The organism is Bacillus sp. FSL R9-9492, from assembly GCF_038007365.1.
Lineage (GTDB): Bacteria > Bacillota > Bacilli > Bacillales > Bacillaceae_G > Bacillus_A > Bacillus_A mycoides.
This window is the reverse complement of record NZ_JBBOXC010000001.1, coordinates 2,778,647-2,803,165: the sequence shown is the minus strand read 5'-3', so window position 1 is coordinate 2,803,165 and position 24,519 is coordinate 2,778,647. Positions and strand designations below refer to the sequence as shown.

23 protein-coding genes, 2 pseudogenes, 1 riboswitch and 1 other annotated feature are annotated in these 24,519 nt (G+C 31.4%); of the genes and pseudogenes, 21 read left to right on the top strand and 4 right to left on the bottom strand.

All coding sequences use genetic code 11. The features are described from left to right. The first annotated feature begins 22 nt into the window (after positions 1–22). On the top strand, positions 23–553 hold the full coding sequence (lepB, locus tag MKY70_RS14240; RefSeq protein ID WP_088033690.1) for a signal peptidase I: 531 nt from the start codon (positions 23–25) through the stop codon (positions 551–553). 256 nt (positions 554–809) lie between these two features. Continuing rightward, positions 810–1,988: a macrolide family glycosyltransferase gene (locus tag MKY70_RS14235; RefSeq protein WP_341024776.1), complete on the top strand. Its 1,179-nt coding sequence runs from the start codon at positions 810–812 to the stop codon at positions 1,986–1,988. Between the two features lie 49 nt (positions 1,989–2,037). Here the strand turns inward: MKY70_RS14235 and MKY70_RS14230 are convergent, their stop codons facing one another. Next, a complete protein-coding gene (locus MKY70_RS14230) occupies positions 2,038–2,721 on the bottom strand; it encodes an aspartate/glutamate racemase family protein (protein WP_012261026.1) in 684 nt (227 codons plus the stop codon). Between the two features lie 150 nt (positions 2,722–2,871). Then, a riboswitch (SAM riboswitch) is annotated at positions 2,872–2,987 on the top strand. 139 nt (positions 2,988–3,126) lie between these two features. Here MKY70_RS14230 and MKY70_RS14225 point away from each other — a divergent pair. From MKY70_RS14225 to MKY70_RS14210, 4 genes are all read left to right on the top strand, one after another. Then, the gene (locus MKY70_RS14225) at positions 3,127–3,675 is read left to right on the top strand and encodes an ECF-type riboflavin transporter substrate-binding protein (protein WP_002127640.1); all 549 of its coding nucleotides are present in this window, start codon (positions 3,127–3,129) and stop codon (positions 3,673–3,675) included. A gap of 10 nt (positions 3,676–3,685) precedes the next feature. After that, on the top strand, positions 3,686–5,386 hold the full coding sequence (locus MKY70_RS14220; protein WP_193654152.1) for an ABC transporter ATP-binding protein: 1,701 nt from the start codon (positions 3,686–3,688) through the stop codon (positions 5,384–5,386). Further along, on the top strand, positions 5,379–6,179 hold the full coding sequence (locus tag MKY70_RS14215) for an energy-coupling factor transporter transmembrane component T family protein (RefSeq protein ID WP_341024770.1): 801 nt from the start codon (positions 5,379–5,381) through the stop codon (positions 6,177–6,179). The genes MKY70_RS14220 and MKY70_RS14215 overlap by 8 nt, the downstream gene beginning before the upstream one ends. A gap of 135 nt (positions 6,180–6,314) precedes the next feature. Then, on the top strand, positions 6,315–6,413 hold the full coding sequence (locus MKY70_RS14210) for a YjcZ family sporulation protein (protein WP_000007808.1): 99 nt from the start codon (positions 6,315–6,317) through the stop codon (positions 6,411–6,413). A 99-nt stretch (positions 6,414–6,512) separates the two neighbouring features. Here MKY70_RS14210 and MKY70_RS14205 read toward each other — a convergent pair whose 3' ends face one another. Then, positions 6,513–7,832, bottom strand: a complete 1,320-nt coding sequence (locus tag MKY70_RS14205; RefSeq protein WP_002141985.1) for a sensor histidine kinase — start codon at positions 7,830–7,832, stop codon at positions 6,513–6,515. Between the two features lie 46 nt (positions 7,833–7,878). Then, complete coding sequence (locus MKY70_RS14200; RefSeq protein ID WP_193654153.1) at positions 7,879–8,760, bottom strand: serine/threonine protein kinase; 882 nt, start codon at positions 8,758–8,760, stop codon at positions 7,879–7,881. A gap of 126 nt (positions 8,761–8,886) precedes the next feature. Between MKY70_RS14200 and MKY70_RS14195 the strand changes: the two genes are divergently transcribed. The 13 genes and pseudogenes from MKY70_RS14195 to MKY70_RS14135 all read left to right on the top strand — a co-directional run bounded on the left by MKY70_RS14195 (position 8,887) and on the right by MKY70_RS14135 (position 21,420). Beyond that, positions 8,887–9,405, top strand: a complete 519-nt coding sequence (locus MKY70_RS14195; protein ID WP_341024767.1) for a GrpB family protein — start codon at positions 8,887–8,889, stop codon at positions 9,403–9,405. Between the two features lie 153 nt (positions 9,406–9,558). Then, a complete protein-coding gene (locus tag MKY70_RS14190; protein ID WP_341024764.1) occupies positions 9,559–10,548 on the top strand; it encodes a zinc-binding dehydrogenase in 990 nt (329 codons plus the stop codon). Between the two features lie 273 nt (positions 10,549–10,821). Next, positions 10,822–11,421: an undecaprenyl-diphosphatase gene (locus tag MKY70_RS14185; protein ID WP_061690138.1), complete on the top strand. Its 600-nt coding sequence runs from the start codon at positions 10,822–10,824 to the stop codon at positions 11,419–11,421. 234 nt (positions 11,422–11,655) lie between these two features. After that, positions 11,656–13,794 (top strand): penicillin-binding protein, encoded by a 2,139-nt coding sequence (locus tag MKY70_RS14180; protein ID WP_341024759.1) that lies wholly within the window; start codon positions 11,656–11,658, stop codon positions 13,792–13,794. A 176-nt stretch (positions 13,795–13,970) separates the two neighbouring features. Continuing rightward, positions 13,971–14,228 (top strand) — a binding site (T-box leader). A 65-nt stretch (positions 14,229–14,293) separates the two neighbouring features. Beyond that, positions 14,294–15,532, top strand: a complete 1,239-nt coding sequence (locus MKY70_RS14175; protein ID WP_341024757.1) for an MFS transporter — start codon at positions 14,294–14,296, stop codon at positions 15,530–15,532. 110 nt (positions 15,533–15,642) lie between these two features. Further along, positions 15,643–15,845, top strand: a pseudogene (locus tag MKY70_RS14170) (penicillin-binding protein); the annotation flags it as partial. A gap of 57 nt (positions 15,846–15,902) precedes the next feature. Beyond that, a pseudogene (locus tag MKY70_RS14165) lies at positions 15,903–16,073 on the top strand (GNAT family N-acetyltransferase); the annotation flags it as partial. 169 nt (positions 16,074–16,242) lie between these two features. Continuing rightward, on the top strand, positions 16,243–16,710 hold the full coding sequence (locus tag MKY70_RS14160; protein ID WP_341024756.1) for a DUF1453 domain-containing protein: 468 nt from the start codon (positions 16,243–16,245) through the stop codon (positions 16,708–16,710). Positions 16,711–16,789: 79 nt separating this feature from the next. Then, a complete protein-coding gene (locus MKY70_RS14155) occupies positions 16,790–17,296 on the top strand; it encodes a DUF3189 family protein (protein WP_002013190.1) in 507 nt (168 codons plus the stop codon). Positions 17,297–17,486: 190 nt separating this feature from the next. Continuing rightward, entirely contained in the window at positions 17,487–18,293 is an 807-nt protein-coding gene (locus MKY70_RS14150; protein ID WP_002141971.1) for a DegV family protein, read from the top strand. A gap of 152 nt (positions 18,294–18,445) precedes the next feature. Continuing rightward, positions 18,446–19,669 (top strand): methyltransferase domain-containing protein, encoded by a 1,224-nt coding sequence (locus MKY70_RS14145; protein WP_341024753.1) that lies wholly within the window; start codon positions 18,446–18,448, stop codon positions 19,667–19,669. Between the two features lie 113 nt (positions 19,670–19,782). Continuing rightward, positions 19,783–21,087, top strand: coding sequence for an MFS transporter (locus MKY70_RS14140; protein ID WP_341024750.1), 1,305 nt, complete (start codon positions 19,783–19,785; stop codon positions 21,085–21,087). Positions 21,088–21,120: 33 nt separating this feature from the next. Then, positions 21,121–21,420: a winged helix-turn-helix transcriptional regulator gene (locus MKY70_RS14135; RefSeq protein WP_176280940.1), complete on the top strand. Its 300-nt coding sequence runs from the start codon at positions 21,121–21,123 to the stop codon at positions 21,418–21,420. 91 nt (positions 21,421–21,511) lie between these two features. On the opposite strand, the gene MKY70_RS14130 is transcribed toward MKY70_RS14135, so the two are convergent. Then, positions 21,512–22,210, bottom strand: a complete 699-nt coding sequence (locus MKY70_RS14130) for a hypothetical protein (protein WP_060751184.1) — start codon at positions 22,208–22,210, stop codon at positions 21,512–21,514. A 516-nt stretch (positions 22,211–22,726) separates the two neighbouring features. Here MKY70_RS14130 and MKY70_RS14125 point away from each other — a divergent pair. Next, complete coding sequence (locus tag MKY70_RS14125; RefSeq protein WP_341024747.1) at positions 22,727–23,527, top strand: GNAT family N-acetyltransferase; 801 nt, start codon at positions 22,727–22,729, stop codon at positions 23,525–23,527. Between the two features lie 46 nt (positions 23,528–23,573). After that, complete coding sequence (locus MKY70_RS14120; protein ID WP_341024745.1) at positions 23,574–24,449, top strand: glycerophosphodiester phosphodiesterase; 876 nt, start codon at positions 23,574–23,576, stop codon at positions 24,447–24,449. Positions 24,450–24,519: the final 70 nt, after the last annotated feature.

The window sequence follows — 24,519 nt, the reverse complement described above, 5'->3', positions numbered from 1 at the left end:
ATAGATTAGAAATGAGGTATATATGAAGCAATTGATTCTAAAAGATCGGAGAAAAATATGTAGCTATATTTTAATTATAATAGGAATTATTTTTATTAATAAGTCATTTTTATTTTGTATGGTAGAAGGAATTTCGATGCAACCTACTTTGAATGAGAATAATCGCATACTTGTTAATAAGGCTAGCATCTATTTTTCTTCTTTTCATCATGGTGATGTTGTAATAATAAAAAAAGAAGACTCGCCTACATACTACGTGAAACGAATTATTGGATTACCAGGGAATAACATACAATTAAGAGACGATGAGGTATATATTAACGGTAAAAAGCGTGATGAGTCGTATATACAGTTAGATATGTCACAAGTATCAAATCGTTTTTCAAACTGTAGAGAAATGAAAGTTCCTACGCATAAATTATTTGTGTTAGGTGATAATCGAAATCATAGTAAAGATAGTAGGAATACGCTTGGACTAATTGATGAGTCAAATATAATAGGTAAAGTGAAAATGGTATATTATCCATTTGATCAAATAAAATGGTTAAAATAATTCTATTAGATATGCACGTTTTATAAAATAAATCATATATTGATAGCATAGGACAAGCAGAAAAGCTTATCCTAACCTCACAGAACACTCCTTATCACAGTTAGGCATCTACATTTTATGTAGATGCCTTTTTCAATGTCTGATAATTATTTATCAACCTAAAGTAGTAAGTATATTGGGACTATTAAGGGAAGATTGCTTGTAATAATAACAGTACGATTAATAAGAAGATTGAATTGTAAGGAGTGAGAAATAAGTGATGAATATTTTAATAGTTAATTTCCCTGCAGAGGGACATGTAAATCCTACATTAAGTTTAGTAAAGGCTTTTACTGAAAGAGGTGATAACGTACACTATATTACAACGGAAAGCTTTAAGGAAAGGCTTGAAGTTTTGGGAGCCATTGTACATACTCATCCGGATTTATTAAAGGAGATTTCTATTGATAATGAAACTTCATATGGATTAAAATCTTTCTTTCATGTACATGTTCAAACTTCTTTATACATATTAGAAATTACGAAACGATTATGTAAAAGCATTAATTTTGATTTCATAGTTTATGATATATTTGGTGCTGGAGAGTTAGTAAAGGAATATTTACAAGTTCCAGGCATAGTTTCCTCTCCTATATTTTTAATTCCACCAGTATTATTGGAAACCTTGCCTTTTCATCCAAATGCAGAAATACAATTCCAACCCGATGAACTCTCTGAAAAGTTACTGTATCAAATGGAACATGAATTTGGAGTAAAGCCCAAAAATAATCTTCAATTTATGCATAATAAGGGAGATATTAGTCTCGTGTATACAAGTCGTTATTTTCAACCTAATAGCGATTCGTTCGGAGAAAACAATGTTTTTATTGGGCCGAGTATTATAAAGCGCAAAACAAATGTAAAGTTTCCACTTGAATTGCTTTCAAAAAAGAAAGTTATTTATATTTCAATGGGAACACTTCTTGAAGGGATCGAACCATTTTTTAATACTTGTATTGACGCTTTTTCAAATTTCGAAGGGATTGTAGTAATGGCGATTGGTGATAGAAATGATATTTCAAAAATTAAGCAAGCGCCAGACAACTTTATTATAACCCCTTACGTACCTCAATCAGAAATATTAAGTGAAGCAGATGTTTTTATTACACATGGTGGAATGAATAGTGTGCACGATGCAATCCATTATAATGTCCCATTTGTGATAATACCGCATGATAAAGATCAACCTATGATAGCGCAAAGATTAACTGAGCTGGAGGCAGCACATAGATTATTGAAAGAGCATGTTAATGTGCAAACTTTAAAAAAGGCGGTAACAGACGTTCTTTCAAATAAAAAGTATAAACATGGCATTCGAAAACTGAATGAAAGTTTTTTAGAGTGTGGTGGTTCCAAAAGAGCCATTGCAGTTATTGATGCTCTTTTAAATAAATAGTTCGGATAATATAAAAGCATAGAGGCTCTACCTGTATGCTTTTATATTATTATCCAGCAAATTGTACAGCAGTATTCGCATGTAAATAAGCAGTATCAAAAACAGGAACAGATAGATCATTTTGGGAAATGAGCAAAGGAATTTCCGTACAGCCAAGTAGAATTCCTTCAGCCCCATTATTAATTAATGAATTGGTAATTTGTATTAGTTTTTCTTTTGATGTTTCTGAAATAACTCCTCTACTTAATTCATTTAATATGACGTGATGGATAAAAGTTCTTTCTTCGTCATTTGGGATGATTGTCTCAATGTTATATTTTGCTAGTCGTGATGTATAAAAATCTTGTTCCATCGTTTGTTTCGTTCCTAATAATCCGATCCGTTTTATATTCTGTTCTACCATTTCTTTAGCACTTACATCACCGATATGAAGAAGTGGGATTGATATTGCTTGTTCTACTTCCTCAGCAAATAGATGTACGGTATTAGAACACATTAGTAAACATTCAGCTCCTGAGTTTTCTACCTTTTTTGCTACCGTGACTAATTCATTTTTCACTTCTTCATATTGATGGTTTTGCAATAATGTAGTTACCTCCCCAAAGTCCATGCTATATAAAACAAGCTTCGCATTTTGATCATATTTAGAGAGAGTCAGTGTATTAATGTGTTTATAGTACAACGATGTTGATTCCCAACTTAGTCCGCCAATTAAGCCAATTACTTTCATCATGCATTCCTCCCGTAACAATTTTGAATTTATTATTTCATAATTCCGATAAGAATACAATGATTTAAGTGAACTATTTATCGAAAAATAAAAATAGTAAGAAAAGTATTGAAATTATTTATTGTTAGTGCCATAATACAGATTACAAATACATACTTATCCAGAGAGGTAGAGGGAACGGCCCTTTGAAGCCTCAGCAACCCCTATGTAATTACATAGGAAGGTGCTAATTCCGCAGAGGACACTATGTGTCTTTTGAAAGATAAGGGGATTCTTGTACGTGAAAGAAAATGACCTCTTATTTAAGAGGTCATTTTTTGTTGTATAGAAAGGAAGTGTCGATGCATAATTCATTTTCAAAATAAATATAGAGTATTAAAAGTTGAATAATACGAGAGGGGAATTGTAATGAACAAATTAACGACAAAGCTAGTAGTAGCTATTGGAATTGGAGCAGCTCTATACGGGGTATTAGGGCTTTGGGGATTTTCTATCGCACCGAATACATTTATTAAACCCGCATTGGCTATTTTAACAGTTTTTGGAGCGTTATTTGGCCCGGTAGCAGGACTTTTAATAGGACTCATCGGTCATACCGTTACAGATACGATCGCTGGTTGGGGTATTTGGTGGGGATGGGTTATTAGTTCAGGTATTATTGGTTTAGCAATGGGACTCATACAAAAAAGAGTTGGTTTTAGTGTAAAACATGGAACGTATAATAACCGTGATATTTCTTATTTTGCAATTGCAGGGTTAATTGGTATTGTCATAGCAATTATATTTGCTGGAGCATTCGATATTATTGTGATGGGAGAACCGTTTGACAAAATAGTTATACAAGTACTAGGCGCAACAATTGCAGACGTTATCGTATTTTTAGTTCTTGGCTTACCAATCACGATCGGTCTAGCGAAATCAAATAAGAAACATACACATTTAAAAATTGAAAAGTAGGGATGTATACATGCAACCAATTATTTCTTTTGAACAATTTACCTTTCAATATAGGCATACCACGCAGCCTACTTTAAAAGATATTACATTTCAAATATATCCTGGGGAAAAGGTACTTATCGCTGGACGAAGTGGTTCAGGTAAGTCAACATTAGCTCATTGTATAAATGGGCTAATCCCATTTTCTTACGAAGGGATAAGTACCGGTAACATTTTAATAGCTGGAAAGGATCCGAGAAAAGGTAGTGTTTTTGAACAGAGTAAACACGTAGGGACAATATTACAAGATCAAGATTCACAATTTATAGGCCTTACTGTCGAAGAGGATGTAGCATTTGCATTAGAAAACGATTGTGTAAATCAAATAGAAATGAAAAAGATTGTTACGGATTCTTTAAAAAAGGTAAGCATGCAGGACTTTCATACACAAAGTCCGCATGAATTATCAGGAGGTCAAAAACAGACAGTCTCTCTTGCAGGTCTGCTAACGACAAATGCTGATATATTATTATTTGATGAACCGTTAGCTAATTTGGATCCTGCATGTAGTTTGAATACAATAGAACTCATTAAAAATATACATGAGAAATATAATAAAACAATTGTAATTATTGAACATCGAATAGAAGAAATTTTAAACCTTGATTTAGATAAAATTATTTTAATAGATGAGGGAGAAGTTATTGCCGTTGGTTCACCGGATAGTATTTTAAATTCTAATATATTACCAAATATCGGACTAAGAGAACCTATTTATATAGAGGCGCTAAAGAAATTAAATTTTGATAGTAATAATGTTAGGGTATTTCCAATTGAAAATCTTTGTAATGCAGGCATTCATAGCCTATTAAAGAACTGGATGCATAAGCAAGTTTCATCAAAAAACAAATATATTAAAAAAGCTTTATGCAAGATAGAAAATTTATCATTTACGTACAATAACAAACATACAGCCTTAGAAGATATCAACCTTTCAATAGGAGAGGGAGAAATAGTAGCGTTATTGGGTCATAATGGAGCAGGGAAATCGACATTAGCTCATACTCTTATAGGAATAAATAAAACGAAGAATGGGAGAATAACATTCGATGGAGAAAATATAAATTGTTGGTCTATTCGTAAACGCGGGGAAGTTATTTCTTACGTTATGCAAAACCCAAATCAAATGATTACACAGCCTACTGTTTTAGAAGAGGTTTCATATTCATTAAAATTAAAAAAGGTTTCTAAAGATGAGATTGAGAAAAGAGTCGAAAAATCTTTAAAAATTTGTGGATTATATCCATTTCGTAACTGGCCAATTCAGGCATTAAGCTATGGACAAAAAAAGAGGCTTACTATTGCATCTGTACTTATAACAAACCCAAAACTTATTGTATTAGATGAGCCGACAGCTGGACAAGATTATTACCATTACAAACAGTTTATGTCGTTTATTAGAAAACTGGCTGAAAGGGGCATATCCTTTATTATTATCACACACGATATGAATCTTGCTTTAGAATATGCAGATCGAGCGGTAGTTCTGCATGAAGGGAAAATTATTGCGGACAATACTGTATCTGCTGTTTTAGGGGATAAAGGAACGTTACAAAGAGCTAATCTACGGGAGATTTCATTAATAAAACTAGCTAAATTAAGCGGAATTCCAACTCCAGAAACATTTGTGCAACTTTATATTGAAGCTAATAGGAGGGAGGAATATGCATAATACGTATTTGTATCGTATGGATGGTGCAATTAAATTATCTTTATTTATATTTTGTATGACACTTACTTTTTTATTTTTTGATTTTCGTATATTGCTAATTTTATTTATTATTGGATGTATCGGCCTCTTAATTGCAAAAATTCAATTGCGTAAAATTATAGTTATTTTCAGCGTTATATTTACATTTAGTTTATTAAATTCCGTTATGATTCTTTTCATTACGCCCACCCATGGATCGGAATTAACGGGATCGTATACCTCTTTTTTTTATATAGGTTATGCAACAATTACATATGAAACTTTATTTTATGCAGCTACACTTTCATTGAAATATTTTACGTTATTACCATTTACACTTCTTTTTATTTATACAACTCATCCAAGTGAATTTGTAAGCAGCTTAAATAAATTTGCTGTTCCTTATAAAATTACATATGCAATAAATATTGCACTGCGTTATATACCAAGCATTCAATCTGAATATATAATCATTAGACACGCGCAGGAAACAAGAGGCGTACCTTTTGAAAAAGGAGAAGCGAGCTTGTGGATTCGTATGAAAAACCGTGTTTTAATTTTTTGGCCACTTATTATTCATTCATTAGAAAGGATTGATACTGTTTCAAATGCAATGGATTTAAGAGGTTTTGGAAAAAAGGATAAACGAACGTGGTACTATGCAAAAGACGCACAAAAGGAGGATTACATCACACTTTTTGTTGGTATTATCATTTTGATTATTGCAGTTTACTTAAAGCTGAATGTATTCCAAAACTTCTGGTACCCATTTTAAAGCACTCTCAATAGAGTGCTTTTACTAATTTTTATGAAGACATGCTCAAAAAAGGGAGATATACATACTGTATAATACGAACCAGTTAAAATGATCAACTACCTATTAGTTTTCAAACCAAAAGGAGGAAAAAATATGAGTTTCGGCGGTTCTTGTGGTTTTGGTGGAGGTTTCGCTTTATTAGTTGTGTTATTTATTTTATTAATTATTGTTGGATGTAGCTGTTGGAGCTAAGGGTACTAATTTCTAATTAGTCTCTTCTAAATGTAAATTTAAAAAACATAGCAGATACTTTTTGTATCGAAATAAAAAAGGAGCCATTATGCTCCTTTTTTATTTATTATGCAACGTGCTCTCATTATTATATTTTGGGAATGTAATAGTTAAAGTAGTTCCTTTATTAACGATACTTCGGATTTTTAAACTGCCTCGCATCGTTTCAATAATTTTAACAGCAACCATCGTACCTAAACCAGTACCTTTCGTTTTTGTACTAAAATATGGTTCGCCAAATCGATTAATTTGCTCTTGCGACATTCCAACTCCACTATCTTGAATCCTTATTATGACCTTATTATTGCTAACAGTTGCAGAAATAATTAGATTACCGCCACATGGCATTGCTTCTATACTGTTTTTTATTAAATTTAAAAAACATTGATGGAAGTGCTGTGTATTACCAATAATTGTTCCCTCTGAGAACTCTTTTGTAATATTAATAGTATTCATGTTACAAAAAGGCAACATCATATTAATAACTCGATTTAACTCGTGCTCCACTGAAATATGATCTAGTTTTTCTGAAGCCGGTTTGGCAAAAGTTAAGTAATCATCAATAATTGCTTGTGCACGATTTAACTCTTCAAGAATATGTTCAATATACTCATCTTTGGATTGTTGAGTTATATTGGGTGTTTTTAAAAGTTGTGTAAATCCTTTTACAACAGTCAATGGATTCCTTACTTCATGTGAAATACTTGCAGCGAGTTGGCTGACAATCTCCATTTTTTCAACTTTTATTAATTTTGATCGCATAAATATTGCATCTTTTAAAACCTCATTAAAATAGACCATAAATAATATTAAAATAGTTGGTAATAGAATGAAATAAATAATGTACAAATTATTCACTTCAAAATCTGATAGAGTTAAAACAATTACTGTTGTAAATATTGCAAGGAAAAAAGTTAAAAACATAGATGAAGTTACTTTTATTTTCCTATTGTATGTATTAAATTTTGAGGATGCGAATGCTGTAATTATTAACATCGTTCCATAAACAATGATTGTTAACAGGCTAAAACCATAAAACATAAAACGTATTATTAATAAAATCATGAGTAATGCAATACCGACTGGAAATCCACCATAAAGTGTACCAATTAAAAAGGGGATTTGTCTTAAATCGTGAATATAATTTTCATCCATATAGATGGGATACCGCATACATAAAATTAGTGGGATACTCGTACAAAGAATGATAAGTAGTTTCTTATATTTCTTCCCGAAGTACCCACTATCATAAATAAAATAAAAAACAAATATACTGCTTAAAATATAAAGAAGATTATTTAAAACATTTTGATTAATGTAAACAAAGTTCATAATACATGCCCCGTTATCCTGAATTTCAATCCCATATGTATTATACATTATAAAAGTACAAGTTTTACATGTACTTTTACAATGTATGTAGTTTTTATAGATTTTCAGTGTTATAGGCTTTTAACCATGCATTATTAAACTCTTCCATTGACGCATAGCGCTCACTACGATTTTCATTTACAGCACGGTATGCTACTTCATATAAGCCTGCACTAGCTTCCCATTTCATAAAGGAACGATCTTGCCCGCCACCTAAAAGTGCAAAAGCTATAGCCCCCATATTAAATACGTTTGTTTGTCCGTCTATTATAGAGTTAAGTTGAAACTCTTCAGGTGACATAAAACGAGATGACCCCCACATTCGTCCCATCTTATTTACATACGGCTTTTTACTGTATAAATCAATATCACAAATTTTTGTTTCATTAGTTTTAAAATTGTACAAAATACTACCGTCATAAAAATCAATAGCTACATAGTGTTTGTGTTCAACGTAAGTATGGAAATTAAAAATAGAATTTAATGAAATCAGTCTGTCTTTAACGGATAATTTTTTATATTTATAAAATGGTGAGTTAGGATCATTATATTTTGCTGGGGGTGGGAAACTCCAGTGCGGGTGGAGACATACACCGTCAAACCAATCAAAAATTAAAACATATCCATGTTGTACAGGGTAGTGATCAATTAAACTTATAAGAGAAACGTGTTTTAATTCATTGTATATAGTAACTGAGCTTTTTAATCTTTGTATAGCTTCATTTGTAGAAGCATTATATGCGAGTGTTTGTGCCCCTGCATATTTTATAAAGTTCTTTTTCCCATTCTTTTCAACACCAAAACTTATATTACCGGAATCTTGTTGGTCAAAAACCGCAAATACTGTACCTAGTTTTGTAAGCCAATCAAAATTATGATGTTTTTTTAGTTGGAATGTTATAGTATCTAACTGAATTTTAACGGGAATATCTTTCATAATTCACCTCAAATTTAATATAATTAAGTTGTCCATTACAATATTCGACATATTTTGTGAAATCCCTATATTTATAAACTTAAATTTTATAAATATAATAATATATAGTTATAAGGAGGAAAGCAAATGGATGGAAAAATCATAATTAAACCGTACCAACAATATTGGCATACAGAGTTTTTAAATGAAAAAAATAAACTTGTGCCGTTACTCCATGAAGAAATTATTGCTATTGAACATATAGGAAGCACAGCCGTAGAAGGGTTAGGGGCTAAACCTCTTATTGATATGATGATCGGCGTAACAAATTTACAAATTACCGAAAATTGGAGGGAAGCCCTAGAAGAAATTGGCTATGAATATGTTCCTAAAAAAACACCTAATTGGCGTTTTTTTAGAAAAGGTAAATGGAGAGCTGGTACCCACCATTTACATGTTTATATTTATAATAACGAGGAATGGAGGAACAACCTTTTATTTCGAGACTTTCTAATAAATCATGAGTGGGCACGTGAAGAATATAGAAAATTAAAAGAGATGCTTGCTGCTACCTATTCTTTTGATCGTGTTTCATATACAAATGCAAAAGCACCGTTTATTCAAAATATATTAACATTGGCCAAAAAGAGTATTAACAAAGTATAAGTAGTATCAATTAAAGTCCTTCCTACAAAAAAGTGTGGGGAGGATTTTGTTTTTTCATCATAATGATTTTTATTATTTTCCAGTTGTTACAATCAGATTATTTTATTTATTTCGATATTTTTAGTACATTAAAATTATTAAGGGGGATTATTAATGAAAGCTATTGTACATCAACATAAAAAAGGATTAGAAGGTTTAGAATATAAATTATCACCTGAGATAACTCCTAACATTGGAGAGGTTAAAGTGAAATTAAAAGCAGCAGGTTTAAATCATCGTGATTTATTTATAATGAATAATAGAAAAGAAATGGAACTACCATTAGTTTTAGGGTCAGATGGTGCAGGTATTGTTATAGAACTAGGAGAAGGAGTTTCAAATATTTCACTACATACCGAGGTTATTATTAACCCTAGTATTGGATGGAATAATACTCATGAAATACCAGAGTTACCTGAAGTACTAGGCGGACCAGCAGATGGAACATTTGCTGAATATGTTATTGTACCAGCAGAAAATGTAGTGGAAAAGCCATCATATCTTACGTGGGAAGAAGCTGGCGTTTTATCTTTATCGGCATTAACTGCATATAGAGCGCTTTTTACAAAAGGTAGATTAAAACCTGAAGAACATGTCCTAATTCCGGGAATCGGCGGTGGTGTAGCTACTTATGCTATGTTGTTTGCTAAAGCAATTGGAGCAAAGGTAAGTGTTACTTCAAGGATAGAGGGCAAAAAAAAGGCTGCTGAAAAATATGGTGCAGACTTTTCTTTTAATAGTTCTGGTAATTGGGAAGAGTGCCTACATGGAGAAAAAGTGGATTTAATTATAGATAGTATAGGTCCGGCGACTTTCTTAAAATATTTTGATATATTAAAACCAAATGGAAGAATCGTTAACTTTGGTGCAAGTTCAGGAGATAAAATTGAATTACCGTTACGAGCATTATTTTATAATCAAATTGATATTATGGGAACATCAATGGGGAGCAGTGAAGAATTTAATGAGATGGTTCATTTTATAGAGAAACATAATATTAAACCAATTATTGATAAAGTATATCCATTAGAAGAAGCAATTCAAGCTTTAAATCGAATGCAGCAAGGAGAACAATTCGGTAATATTGCCCTTCGTATGGAATAAGAATATGATTTCGTAACTAATATATTTAAATGAATATGTTATGTATTATATCCATGCATAGAGTGTTCACCATACTATTTAAAATGGTTTACAACCTTTATACATATTTAGCTCGTGTAAATAGTTACACCATTGTCAAATGAATAGTAGCAAAATGAGAATTTGATGAGAAAAGTTTAAACCCATTTTCATATTGATGTTGTATACTGTGTAAATCAAGAACGCTTGTATCTTTATTTAAAGTACAATGAGTAATAATAAGGAGAGAGTAATATGAATTACACAGTATTTCAATGGATTAATAACTTTGCTGGATCATCCAAGCTATTAGATACGCTAATGATCGCTATTACAAATAGTGCTGCATATGTAGCAATACTATTTATGCTTATCCTATGGTTCAATAATGGAAAGAAAGAGAATGCAATTAGAAAACAATATACAGTGTTATATACGACACTTTCAGTTAGTATTGCATTATTAGTAAATGTTCTTATACATGCGGTATATTACCATCCGCGTCCTTTTATAACACATCATGTAAATCAATTAGTACCGCATGCAGCAGATTCATCATTTGTAAGTGATCATTCTGTACTCGTATTTTCGATTGCTTTCGTATTTATTCTAAGAGGAGAAAAACTTAAATATATCGCGTTAATATGGGCAATATTAGTCGGTGTATCACGCATGTACGTAGGCGTTCATTATCCTCTAGATATACTTGGTGCTGCGTTCTTAACATTTATTACAAGTGGATTAGTGATGCAAAGCGCACGTATATTTGAACCGTTAGCAAGTTTTATTTTCAAAATGTATGCACTAGTAGCAAAACGGTTGCCATTTTTAGCGAAATATAACCATATAGCTTAATCTTAAGAACCTACAAAAAGTAGGTTCTTTTTTGAATATTCTTAAATTTCACTTACCGTATTTTATATTAAAAAATACAAAATTAATAAAAAATAAATAGCAACAGAACTGGTTTTCTTATTGTTATAGAGGAATTAGTAAAAAAACTTCGAAAAATATAGTATCTACTATATTAAAGAACATATTTAGTAGCGCATCTTCGCATTAATGCATTGTAAAGGAAAGGAGATTAGTATGCATAAACTTCAAACGAATAAAGGCGCTCGATATATGATGATTGCTTTTATTGTTTTGTTTCTTACTATGCTTTTACGTATATTTTATATTCAAGCAGTAGGAGTCGTGCATAATGTTAATGTAAAAGATCTCGCGAATGAACAACAAAACAAAAATGGAGTTTTAGAGGCAAATCGCGGGACAATTTATGATCAAAACGGTAAAGTATTAGTCCAAGACTCAACGACATATCGTATCGTTGTAAACTTAAAAGGAAAAGATAAACTAAAAGATAAGGAAGATACTGCACAACGTTTAGCAGATGCGCTTGAAGTTGATAAAGAGGAGATCATGAAAAATTTTCATGAAGGACGTACACAAGTTGAAATTGGTAAAATTGGACGGAATTTATCTAGAGAAACGAAGGAAGAAATAAAAAAATTAAAAATACCAGGGGTGTCATTTACGACAGAAAAAGCTAGAGTATATCCAAACGAAGACTTTGCATCATATATCCTAGGTTTTGCTAGACCAGATGAAAAAGGAAATGCAGAAGGTAAGTTTGGACTCGAACAAAGTCTTGATAAATATTTGCGCTCTACAAATGGTAATGTCGCATATGTAGGTTCACGAAATGGTATCCCACTTACAAATGATATAGGAAAAATAGAACCTGCTAAAAATGGAAATAACGTATACCTTACGCTTGATAAACAAATTAATAGTTTTTTAGAAGATGCAATGAACAAAGCGGAGCAACACTATGACCCTTCTATGTTAGTAGGAATTATTGCAGATCCAAAAACAGGTAAGATTTTAGCAATGTCTAGTAAGCCTAGTTATAATCCTAACAAGGGAGACATTGAATATTTTTTAAACGATCCAATTGCGAATGCATTCGAACCAGGGTCTACAATGAAAGTTTTTACATTAGCTGCTGCAATTAATGAAGGTGTATATAACGGGAAAGAATATTTCCAATCAGGAAAATACGCAGTTGGTTCAGCAGAGATTAAAGATCATAATGGCGGCTATGGATGGGGCTCAATTACATTTGATGAAGGGTTTGAACGGTCATCGAACGTTGCTTTTTCTATTTTAGAAGACCAGTTACTGAAACCAAATAAATTCAAGCAATATATGAATAAATTTGGTTTCAATCAAAAAACAGGGATAGATTTACCTGGAGAAAGTAAAAATACATTATTGTTAAATACTCAAATTCAACAAGTTACTACTTCTTTCGGCCAAGGCTCAACTGTAACTCCTATTCAAATCATACAAGCGGCCACAGCTATAGCAAATGAAGGGAAAATGATGCAACCTTATATTGTTGATAAGGTTGTAAATCCAACAAATAAACAAGTTATTATGGAAAATCAACCTAAAGAAATAGGGAATCCGATTAAAAAAGAAACTGCAGATAAGGTAAGGAACTTAATGGAGCGAGTTATTACTTCATCAAAAGGAACGGGAACGATGTATAAAATTGATGGTTATCCGATTGGTGGTAAAACAGGGACAGCGCAAATTCCGAATCCTGAAAATGGACGATATATGGAAGGGAAAGATAATTATATTTTTTCATTCTTAGGAATGGCCCCAATTGATGATCCGCAATTAGTCGTATATTTAGCCATTAAGCAACCTAAATTAAAGGGGAATGAATACGGTGCTCAGCCTCTTGCTGAAATTTTTAAACCAGTTATGAAAAATAGTCTAGAATATTTAAAAGTGAAACCATATACAGAAAAGAAAATGGCAGATGCAACAAAGCAATCTGAAATAAAAGTACAAAATTATGTAAATCAAACAATGGATACTGTAAAAAATATTGCAGAAAAAGAGAAACTTGAGCCGGTATTATTAGGAGAAGGAAAGATAATAAAACAATATCCAGAGACTGGCGAAGTAATGAGTGAAGGAGATCGCATACTTCTAGTAGGAAGTAATGTGAAAATGCCTAACCTAAAAGGTTGGTCAATGCGTGATGTTATGTATTTCTCCAAGCTATTAAAATTAGATTTAAAAACTTCAGGTATGGGCTATGTAACGAGTCAAAGTATTGAAAAAGGACAAGATTTACAAGAGAGTGATACTTTAGAACTAGAATTAGAACCACCGCTACAACCGTTAGTAGAGGCAAATACGAATTAATTTGGACATTTTGAATGGCCTATATATAATTGGCTCTTTTTTTAGAGATTCAACTAATTTCACGCACCGTAATTTTTTGAAAAAATAATAAATAAAACTATTAACATTGGCATAACTTAAAACATCTGATTATTTGTTATTTACAGTTAAATGAATATGTGATAATATGGAAAAAATCAAATGCAGTGAAGAGAAAAGTAAATAAAATGAATTTTTCACAGAGAGCTCCATTTAGCTGAAAAGGAGCAAAAATTCTTTATTGAATCAAGCCTCTGAGCAGAACATCGGAACCTTTTAAAAGTGGATGGTGTGACGGGAGCTCCCGTTATAGAGCTAAGGTATAAGCATGAAAATAGTGCAGTACCTGATAAGGTTAATATGGCGACATATTAACAAACTAGGGTGGCACCGCGATGATAAATCTCGTCCCTAAGACTAAAAGTCTTGGGGGTGGGATTTTTTTATTGTTTTAAAACAATTTAGAAAGCGGGTGCCTAAAGTGAAAAAATTACTTAAAGATTGGAAATATCCTTTATTACTATTGTCCGGAGTTGGTATTGCGAATTTAGGTGCATGGATTTATTTAATCGCACTGAATGTACTTGTCTATAATATGGGTGGCTCAGCCTTAGCTGTCGCTACTTTATATGTGATAAAACCATTAGCCACTTTATTTACAAACGCTTGGTCAGGAAGTATGATAGATCGTTTAAATAAACGAAAGTTAATGATTCACCTCGATATATATCGAGTAGTATTTATCGCTATTTTACCCTTGGTTCCATCCCTTTGGATTGTCTATCTCTTAGTATTTTTTATAAGCATGGCCAGTGCGATTTATGAACCAACTGCTATGGCATATATGACGAAATTAATTCCAGTAGAGCAAAGACAACGTTTCAACTCACTACGTAGTTTAATAGGATCTGGTGCATTTTTAATTGGTCCAGCAGTAGCGGGGATATTATTAATAACTGGTACACCAGAGTTTGCTATATATATGAATGCTATAGCATTTTTGCTATCAGGGTTCATTACATTACTTTTACCTAATCTTGATAAAAAAGACGATTCTAATACATCCAATGATAAATTATCACTAACTGTATTAAAGAAAGATTGGAACATAGTTTTAAATTTTAGTAAAAAATCTATGTATATTGTTTGTGTTTACTTCTTATTTCAAGGGATGATGGTATTAGCTACCGCTATTGATTCACTTGAATTATCATTTGCGAAAGAAGTTTTATTGTTAACAGATAGTGAATATGGCTTTTTGGTAAGTACCGCTGGTGCGGGTTTTATTTTAGGAGCCATAACAAATACAATTTTATCAAAAAAATTAGCACCTTCATTTCTAATTGGGATAGGATCATTATTCATTGCAATCGGATATTTGATTTATGCTTTTTCAAGTGAGTTTTTAATAGCTGCTATCGGATTCTTTATTTTATCTTTCTCTATGGCATATGCAAATACAGGATTTTACACATTTTATCAAAATAACGTTCCGGTTCATATGATGGGACGAATCGGGAGTATATACGGGCTCGTTATAGCTGTTTTAACAATTTTTATAACGATTCTGTTCGGCGTTGCAACTCAATTCACTTCTATACAACTTGTAGTCATTGTAGGAGTATTGGTAATGCTACTTATTACTATCATATTGTGCGTGTTTACTTTATTACCATCGCAGTCTAAGGTATATTCCGCTGAATCAATAAATTCGAAATAGTTCCCTTGGTTTTTATTTGAAACTTAGGGGGTTGAATAGGAGGTTTCTTTCCCCTATATATGGAAAAAAATAAGGGGAAAGAACAATACCAATAAACAAGGGTGGTTATTATGATAAAAACAAAAGATCAAATAGAGAAAATTGTAAAAGAAATACATCAGAATATAGATTTTTCTGGGGTAGTCTTAATAAAAAAGATGATGATATTATCTATGAAAATTCATTTGGATATGCTAACCGAAGTGAATGTATAAACAATACACTACAAACAAGATTTGGAATTGCCTCAGGATGCAAATTATTTACTGCTATCATAAAGGGGCAGGACCTGAAAAACTAATGGTAGAAATAGAAAGAGCTTTTTAATTACATGGATATAAAAATTAGTGCATATAAAAAAGAAGACGAAATAGGATAGGTACGTTGCCGTGCGTTATCTTTTTTAGATACAGCATATTATGACAATGTACTTAGAGCGAAAGAAAAATATGAAAATCCCGCAATTGAACTAGTAGCTATATATGAAGACCAAGTAGTAGGAGACGTATGAGTAAAAAGTACGTCTTTTTACTTTTATGAATTATGCTTAAGGCTGATGGGAGATCACATTCCATATTATACAAATTAAAGTAGCTATCGTATTTCAAGTATGATATGAACAGAGACGAATATAATTTTCAAAGGTAAACAAGTATATAGGAGGACTCTAAATGGATATTCTATTTGTTATTCTACTTGTTATTCTTATAATTGTATTAATTCAAGGTAAGGAATACAAAGTGAATATTAATCGTATTTGGCTCATTCCGGCTTTGCTGTGCTTTGTAACAATCCAGTCCATTATTCATATGGGACAATTTAATATATTGCAAGGACTTCTCTTCGTTGCAATGCTCGGAATGGGATTGGGTCTAGGAGTTATTAGGGGAAAAGCTTTAACATTTCGATTAGATAGTGAAACAGGTCATGTATTACGAAAAGGAAATTGGTTAAGTACAATTATTCTCCTTGTTATTTTAGGTGCAAAGGTTTTGATTAAGCAAAGTATGTTTCCTGGCAGTACTCACCACACATTAATGGTTGTAACGAATACCTTTTTATGTATCACATTAGGTACCGTAATTAGTAGACGCTATTATATTTGGAAAAAATATAATGAGTTAATACAAAAAGTGTAAATACATTTATCCCTTGTTTAACAACGCTGTGAACGGTAATACTAAATAACATTGAACTTTTACAACAAGGGATGATAATATGATATTCATTTACACAGATTTCGGCGGAACACATTCAACTGCACTCGCTGCAGCTTATCATTTAAATAAATTACCAACAGATCGTAAGTTAACGAAAGAAGAAATATTAAATGTAGATTACTTTAATAAATTGAAAACAGAGGATATGGGAAAGATTATTTTTCATGGACAAGATGAATATGGGAATCCTGTATATACAATTGGGTGCGGGGCATCCAAAGTCGTTGTACCTGCGATGAAGCATTTAGGAGAGATTCTGCAAAAACATTATCACAGCCATGAAAAGATTATTTTTTCTAATACATCACCAACAGTTCCTTTACCAATGACTTTCGGTGGTCTGTTTTCTAGAAGGTTCCACATCGACTTTATCGGCGTACCATTACTCGTATGGGGAGCAAAACTTAGCTGTGATAACATACAAAGGCTTGTTAATTATACGAAAGAAGCTGGCCGATTGACGAATGATTATGTTGTAATTTTAGATAACGAAACATTTAAGTAATGTTAAAAAAAGACCGCAAAATTTCGCGGTCTTCTTTTTTTGACAAATAGACAAAAAATATTCACATTTATTATACATCTTCTATAGCTAAAATATTAAAGTCCTGTTACTATTACAGGGGATATTCTCTTTTCGTAAGATAAATATATAGAAAAGTCAGAAAAGAGGAACAGAACAAGGGAGGAACAACATGAAGCGTGTTGCTTGGTTTACTGATAGTACAACTGCGAGTTTTACAACAGATGGTGATAACTTTGTTATCCCAATTGAAGTTATTATTGATGGAGTGTCTTATAAGGATTGTGAAGAAGGAGTTCATAAACGTCTTTATGAAGCGTTAAATGATGGAAGAACAGTTACTACTTCGCAACCTAACATAGGGGAAATGGTAGAATTATTTACTAAATGCAAAGAAGAATATGAAGAAGGCTTTGCAGTTGCTATTAGCGGAAAAGTAAGTGGGACCTATCAAAATATGAAGCTAGCTGCTGATATGGCAGGTTTCCCTTTAACTGTATTAGATAGTGAAACGACAAGTTATCCAATGGATGAACTTTTGAGAAAAGCTAAAACGTTATACAATGATGGTATGACTTTACAAGATATACATAAAACATTAGTAGATGAAAAAAGAAGGCCTTTTTATGTATTTCCAAAAAGCTTAAAAGGTTTATATGCAAGTGGTCGAGTAAAGGGAGTTCAATTTTTACTTGGAAGTTTATTAAGTGTCAACTTAATCTTAGAAGTAAAAGGCGGAGAACTTTTACTTGAAAAGAAAGTGCGTAAAATCCAAAAATGTAGAGAATACATTAAAAATGAGCTTGAAAAAGAATTACCAAAAGTACTTCATATGTTCTATGCTAACGATAAAGATGGAGCTGAAGAATGGATTTTAGATATTAAACAAGCATTCCCTGAAATGGATTTCAAGCTTTATCCATTGCCGATTTCATTTGCTGTTCATGCAGGTGAAGGAACAATAGCAATTAGTTATTAAGAGGAAAACCCGTGAATAATTCGCGGTTTTTTTTATTATATAAAAGCTTCATTACATCATTCCCGTATCACAAATAATAATGTATAGATAAAAGGATTTTCTACTAAAAAAAAGAAGTATGTATAAACAAATATTATAATGGTAGTGATATTATGAAAATCGGAAAGTTTGGAGAAAAAAATAATATAAGTATAGATACAATTAGACATTATATGGATCTCGGACTAATTATTCCTGAAAAAAAGGGTAGCCATTATTTTTTTGATGAGTATTGTCAAAAAGATATAGAGCTTATATTAGAGTACAAATGGCTAGGTTTTAGTTTGAATGAAATTAAAGAACTTTTTCTTTATCAAAATTTAGCAAAATCTATGAATTACGAAAAAGATACTCTTTACCAATCTTTATTTAAATCGAAATACGAAATGTTTGAACAAGAAATACAAATTTTAGAGGAGAGAAGGGATAAATTAAAAGAAGTGTTAAATGATTTATCCCTAACAAATGAAACTCCGAATTCTATTATTGGGATAGATTTAAGCGTACTTCATTTACTTACATGTTCTAAGTGTAGCAAAAACCTAATTCTTCAAAATGGAATTATTAATTGCAATCAAATTACAGAGGGAAAGTTAATTTGTAACTGTGGGGAAGAATACATTATTACTTCAGGTATTCTAACAACTGGCAATTTATTTAAAGCATATGAGCGATCTTCACTTGAAAGTTCTATTTCAGATTATATTCATGAAACTGATACTGCATATTTGGAAAATATGCATAGAGAAGGAGAATGGGCGAAAAAGAAACTAATGCAATTAGATTTAAATAACAAAATACTACTTGATATAGGATCGGGTCTTGGGTTCTTTTTGCGAAATATTTATGAAGAACTACCCGAGGATTGCTTATTTATTGCAGTTGATCGAGATTTGAATAAACTACTATTTTTAAAAGATGTATTAGAAAGAAGAAATCCGAAAAGAAACATTCTCTTTATCTGTGCTGATTTTTTAAGTATACCTATTCAGAATCAGTCTGTTGATATTGTAATTGATCACTCTGGTACGAGCAATTATAGTTTTGAGCATGAGGATTTTTTACTTCACGAATTAAATCCACTTTTTAAAACGGATTGTTATTTATTAAGTTTATTTATTTTATTTAAAAATTTTAGCATAAATAGCCAAATTACAACTAGATTTCGAGATAATTTTACGTCTTCAAAAGTGAAGAGAGAAATCCAAAAGCTACAGTTTAATTCCATAGATGAAAGAACTTCAGAATATATAGAACGAGGAGGGAAATACGAGGATTTCTTTGTTCAAGGAGAAGAAATTTATACATATTCATTTTTCGGAAAAAGATGGGGTTAACCCCATCTTTTTTAATTTTTCTTTTAAAAGTTTTTAATAATAGCATATTGATATTGGGTTAACCCGAGAACTTACACTGTACGTAATACAAAGTTCAGCGGGAGGGAAATGTTATGGGAAGTTTACGATTACATATAGAAAATAAAAAAAGAAGCCAAGAACTAAGAAATATTTGTTTATATTCAATTGCAAAAACAGTATCAATATCCGGTAGCTCTATATATAGTTTCGCATTAGGATTATATGTTTTACAAATAACCGGATCTGCGTTAAATTTTGCGATTACGCTCATTTTAGGAACGATTCCAATGATTGTTATGAATCCATTTGCCGGTGTAATTGCTGATAAGGTTGATAAAAAGAAACTGGTTATTTGTATGGATTTACTAAGTGGATGCTTATTAATAACTGTTTATATATTAAGCAGCTATTATGGATTAAACTTATTCATCATTTATACTACTACCTTTCTTATGACGGTATTTACAACATTTTTTGGAATAGGATTAGAAGCCGCAAAACCAAATATCGTCTCTAAAGAGCGGCTTATGAGTATTAACTCTATAAGTAAAATTATCGATTCTGTATCTTTAATTCTCGGTCCTATGTTAGGTGGCATCGTTTTTGCAGTCTTTGATATTAAAATTTTTATAATTATAAACGGTATTTCATTTATTCTTTCGGGTATATCCATATTATTTATTCATTTTAAACTGTTCGAGTTCAACATAAATGAGGAATGCCCAAAAAGGAGAATTAATTTTATTAAAGATATAAAAGAGGGGTTTTCATACTTAATTGAAAAGGAAAGCCTAAAGAATACGTTTCGAATTTTAATTTCACTTAATTTCTTCTTAGGGTTTGCTGTAACTGTTCCATTGCCATACATTATTAACACAGTTCTCAATCTTAGTTCTAAGCAATTTGGTATCATTCAAGGGACTTTTCCAGTAGGGATGATAATTGGTGCAATTTTAGTAAAAAAGATAACTAATCGTTTTTCTTACTCTTATCTTTTGAAAAAGCTAAGTTCAATGTTGGCAGTTTTTATGATTATTTCAGGAATTCCAGTTCTATTCAAAAGTTTTGAAGTAAATGATTTTGTATACGTTATTACGTATTGTGTTGTTATGTTCTTTTTAGGGCTAATAATAGCGTTAATTGATATTCCTTTAATTTATTTCATGCAAAAAGAGATTCCTGATGAATATAGGGGGAGGGTACTCAGTATTGGATTAAGTATAGGTAAAATGATGCAGCCAATAGCATTGGCATTATCAGGTCTATTATTAAATTATATTCCAGCCTATACACTTCCAATTGCAGGAGGGATAGTATTTCTTATTTTGAATAAGGCTTACTCAAATAAGTTGAATTTAGAAATTCATTCAAAAGATTACAGTGTTTTGCATAGCTAAGTATATTGTCCATTAACAGTTACCCAAAATGCAATTGCAGGAAGATGGAAAATCGTGATTTTGTGGCATTTAAGCAAAAATGAAATTATTAGGTTTAATGAATTATTGAGGATGTTACCTGGTATCTCAAAAGGAATCTTAACTAGACAATTAAGAGAGCTTGAAGAGGACGAGTTAGTACACAGAGAAGTTTATAAAGTTGTTCCACCAAAGGTAGAATATTCTTTAACAGAGCAGGGGAAAAAGTTTATACCTGTATTAGAAGCAATGCAAGTCTGGGGTAAAGATTTACTAAATAAAAAAATAGATATGTATGAAAAGCATAAGGACTAATAAATTATTAATACCTTCCTATTGGTAATAGGAAGGTATTAAGTTCAAATTAAATACTGAAAAATTTATTAATGTAAGTTGTACTGGAAAACTATCGTAATTCAGCCGTCTTTCTAATAACAATCTTATCAATATCATCCTCTTCATCACCAATAAATAACCCTCGTTCTTTTAAGTATGTTTCAAAGTATAAATCTGCTTCTGCACGTTCATCATATGGCTTTACAGATAGAACGAAACCTAATTTATTTTGCTCCTCTAAATGAGAAGTGGAGATGTAAGCCGGTACATTGTGGCGTAAAAAGAGCTCTTTAACCGGAATAATCATATCTTTCATTAATTTCGTTAGCATACCCATTTCAAACTCAAAATTAAAGCGATCTATACTAGATAAATCCGCGAATACTACACCAATAAAACCTGTATTAAATACTTCTTGATATTCTACTTCTTCGTTACCGTAAAAATTCTTTTCAATTAAATAATTTATAAAATAAGAAACACCATCACTTTGTTCAAAAGGTTTTGTTGAAAGAACGAAGCCGATTTTCTTTTGTTTATGTAAATACACACATGACATGTATGCAGCGATATTATGTTCTTTAAATAATGCACTCGTTGCTCCAGATAGACCATCTAGTACGTGATGTACAATTTGAAGTTTTTTACGAGCGAAATAATAGGATTTCTTTTGTAACTCCAATGTATCAATAAAGACAGAGCCGATAAAGCCTGTATTTGAAATAATAGGTGTTTGCTTTTTTCTTCCTCTGCGCTTTGCTTGAGTCATTGTTGAAATCATCCCTTCATGTACAAATAAATTAAAAAGAACGTTTGTTCGTATATTTATATTTTACTATTAAAACGCACTAAAGTAAAGGGTTTTTGACGAAAAAACAATAAAAAAGACACCTATAAAAGGTGCCTTAAACGTTGCAGGGAAGAGGTTTCATCCCATTATTTATATTAAGATACAGATACAATCTCTTCTGTATCTTCTACATCTAAATGACAGTCCATAGTACGAACATCTTGATCTTCATGACTTCCGAAATAAATAGTAATTTTCATATGTATCGCTCCTTTATTCTAGGAATACCTAAAATAATTACTAGTAATGTTAATATTTATTATATACCACTTTTTTCATTCCGACAATGTTATATCATTTTTAATTCTTATTATGCTACATTGTGTGATATAAAGGGGTTAAAAAGGGGAATATCATTGATTAAGTGAAATTTCTTATATGTTATATTTAATATAGGTGTTATTTAATTACTATTTTTTAAAAGGAGCATAATTGATGAATTATCAAAAGTTACTTATAGATAATTTTATATACAAAACTTCATATATTGCTCGTCATGTGCAAGGGATGAGTGTAAAGAAAACGAAGGATTATATTGCCGTTAACTGTGGTTTACCTACAGATACATTTAATATTATTACTTTATTAAACAACAACTTAACGGAAGGAAACGAAGAATTATGTGCGGAGATAGAACACTTTAATCAAAAAGGGTTCCCCATGAGTGTTTGGTATTGGGATGCAAAGCGAGAGAATACACTTAAGTACGAGTTACTAAAACTTAGATTAATAGAAGCGGAAAATAATATTGCAATGGTTGCAGATTTACAAACAATTCATCCTACATTAGACATACCAGCAAGTTTTATAATACAAAAAGCAACTTCGCCGTTACAAATACAAAAATTTGGCGAAACGTTAGCGGTTTTATTCGGTACATCAGCGGAAGGCTCTAATGTTCAATCCTACTATAATCAAATTTCTTCTTTAGATTTATGGAATAGCGATGAAATGCAACTATACTTAGGTCTTTATAAAGGTGAGGTAGTATCTGTTGGCTCTTTAGTATGTACGAAAGATAGTGTCGGTATTTATGATATAGCGACTAAAGAAGAAATGAGAGGAAAAGGTTTTGGCTCTACTATGTTTAATTTCCTGCTGCAAGAAGCAAAACAATTAAAAAATGTGTACTGCGTACTACAAGCTTCACCTGATGGAATTAACATTTATGAAAAATCTGGATTTAAAGCTGTAGGACAAATGACTGTTTTTGAAAACCGGCATTTATTTGGATAATTCATCCAAATGAAATTGCTTTAAATATAGGAGTTAACATACCGTTATGAAAAAAATATCTCTAATTACACTCATATGCTTCTTTATGGTAATAAGCATCTTTGTTTTTCAGCAAATAAATGAACATAAATACATTAAAGCTACTAATACATTAAATCATATAAAAAACATTGCGCATAGAGGTGCTTCTGCATATGCACCAGAACATACAATAGTGGCTTATACATTAGGACAACAATTAAAAGGTGACTATATAGAAATAGATCTCCAAATGACAAAAGATGGGCATTTAATAGCTATGCATGATGAAACATTAAACCGTACAACAAACGGTGTGGGATTAGTTAAAGAACATACATTAGAAGAAATAAAGAAACTAAATGCAGGATCTTTTTTCAATAAAAAGCATTCCAATTTAGCAAAGAAAGAATTTGAAGATGCTACAGTTCCAACACTAGAAGAAATTATTGAAACGTTTGGACATAATCCTAACTATTATATCGAAACAAAATCACCAGATGAATATCCTGGAATGGAAGAAAAACTATTATCATTTATTAATCACTACCAAATAAATGATAAAGTTATTATTCAATCATTCAGTGAAGAAAGTCTGCGAAAGATTCATAGTTTAAATGCTAATATACCGCTAGTACAATTATTATCATATAAAAAAGCAGTTCAATTAACAGAATCAGAAATAGAAAAGTATAAAACATACTGCATAGGTCTTGGTATGAATTACAAATATATTGATGCAGCCTACGTAAAAAAAATAAAGAATTATGGATTAGAAGTTCATCCATTTACAGTAGATAATGAAAAAGATATGAAAAAGTTACTAGTATGGGGTGTAGACGGCATGTTTACTAATTATCCGGATCGTTTACATTCAATATTGGATTTGAAAAATCATAAATAAAAAGAATTACCCGATAGGAAATGATGTACGGCTGTTTTCCTGATGGTAACATAATTGAATACATTGAGCC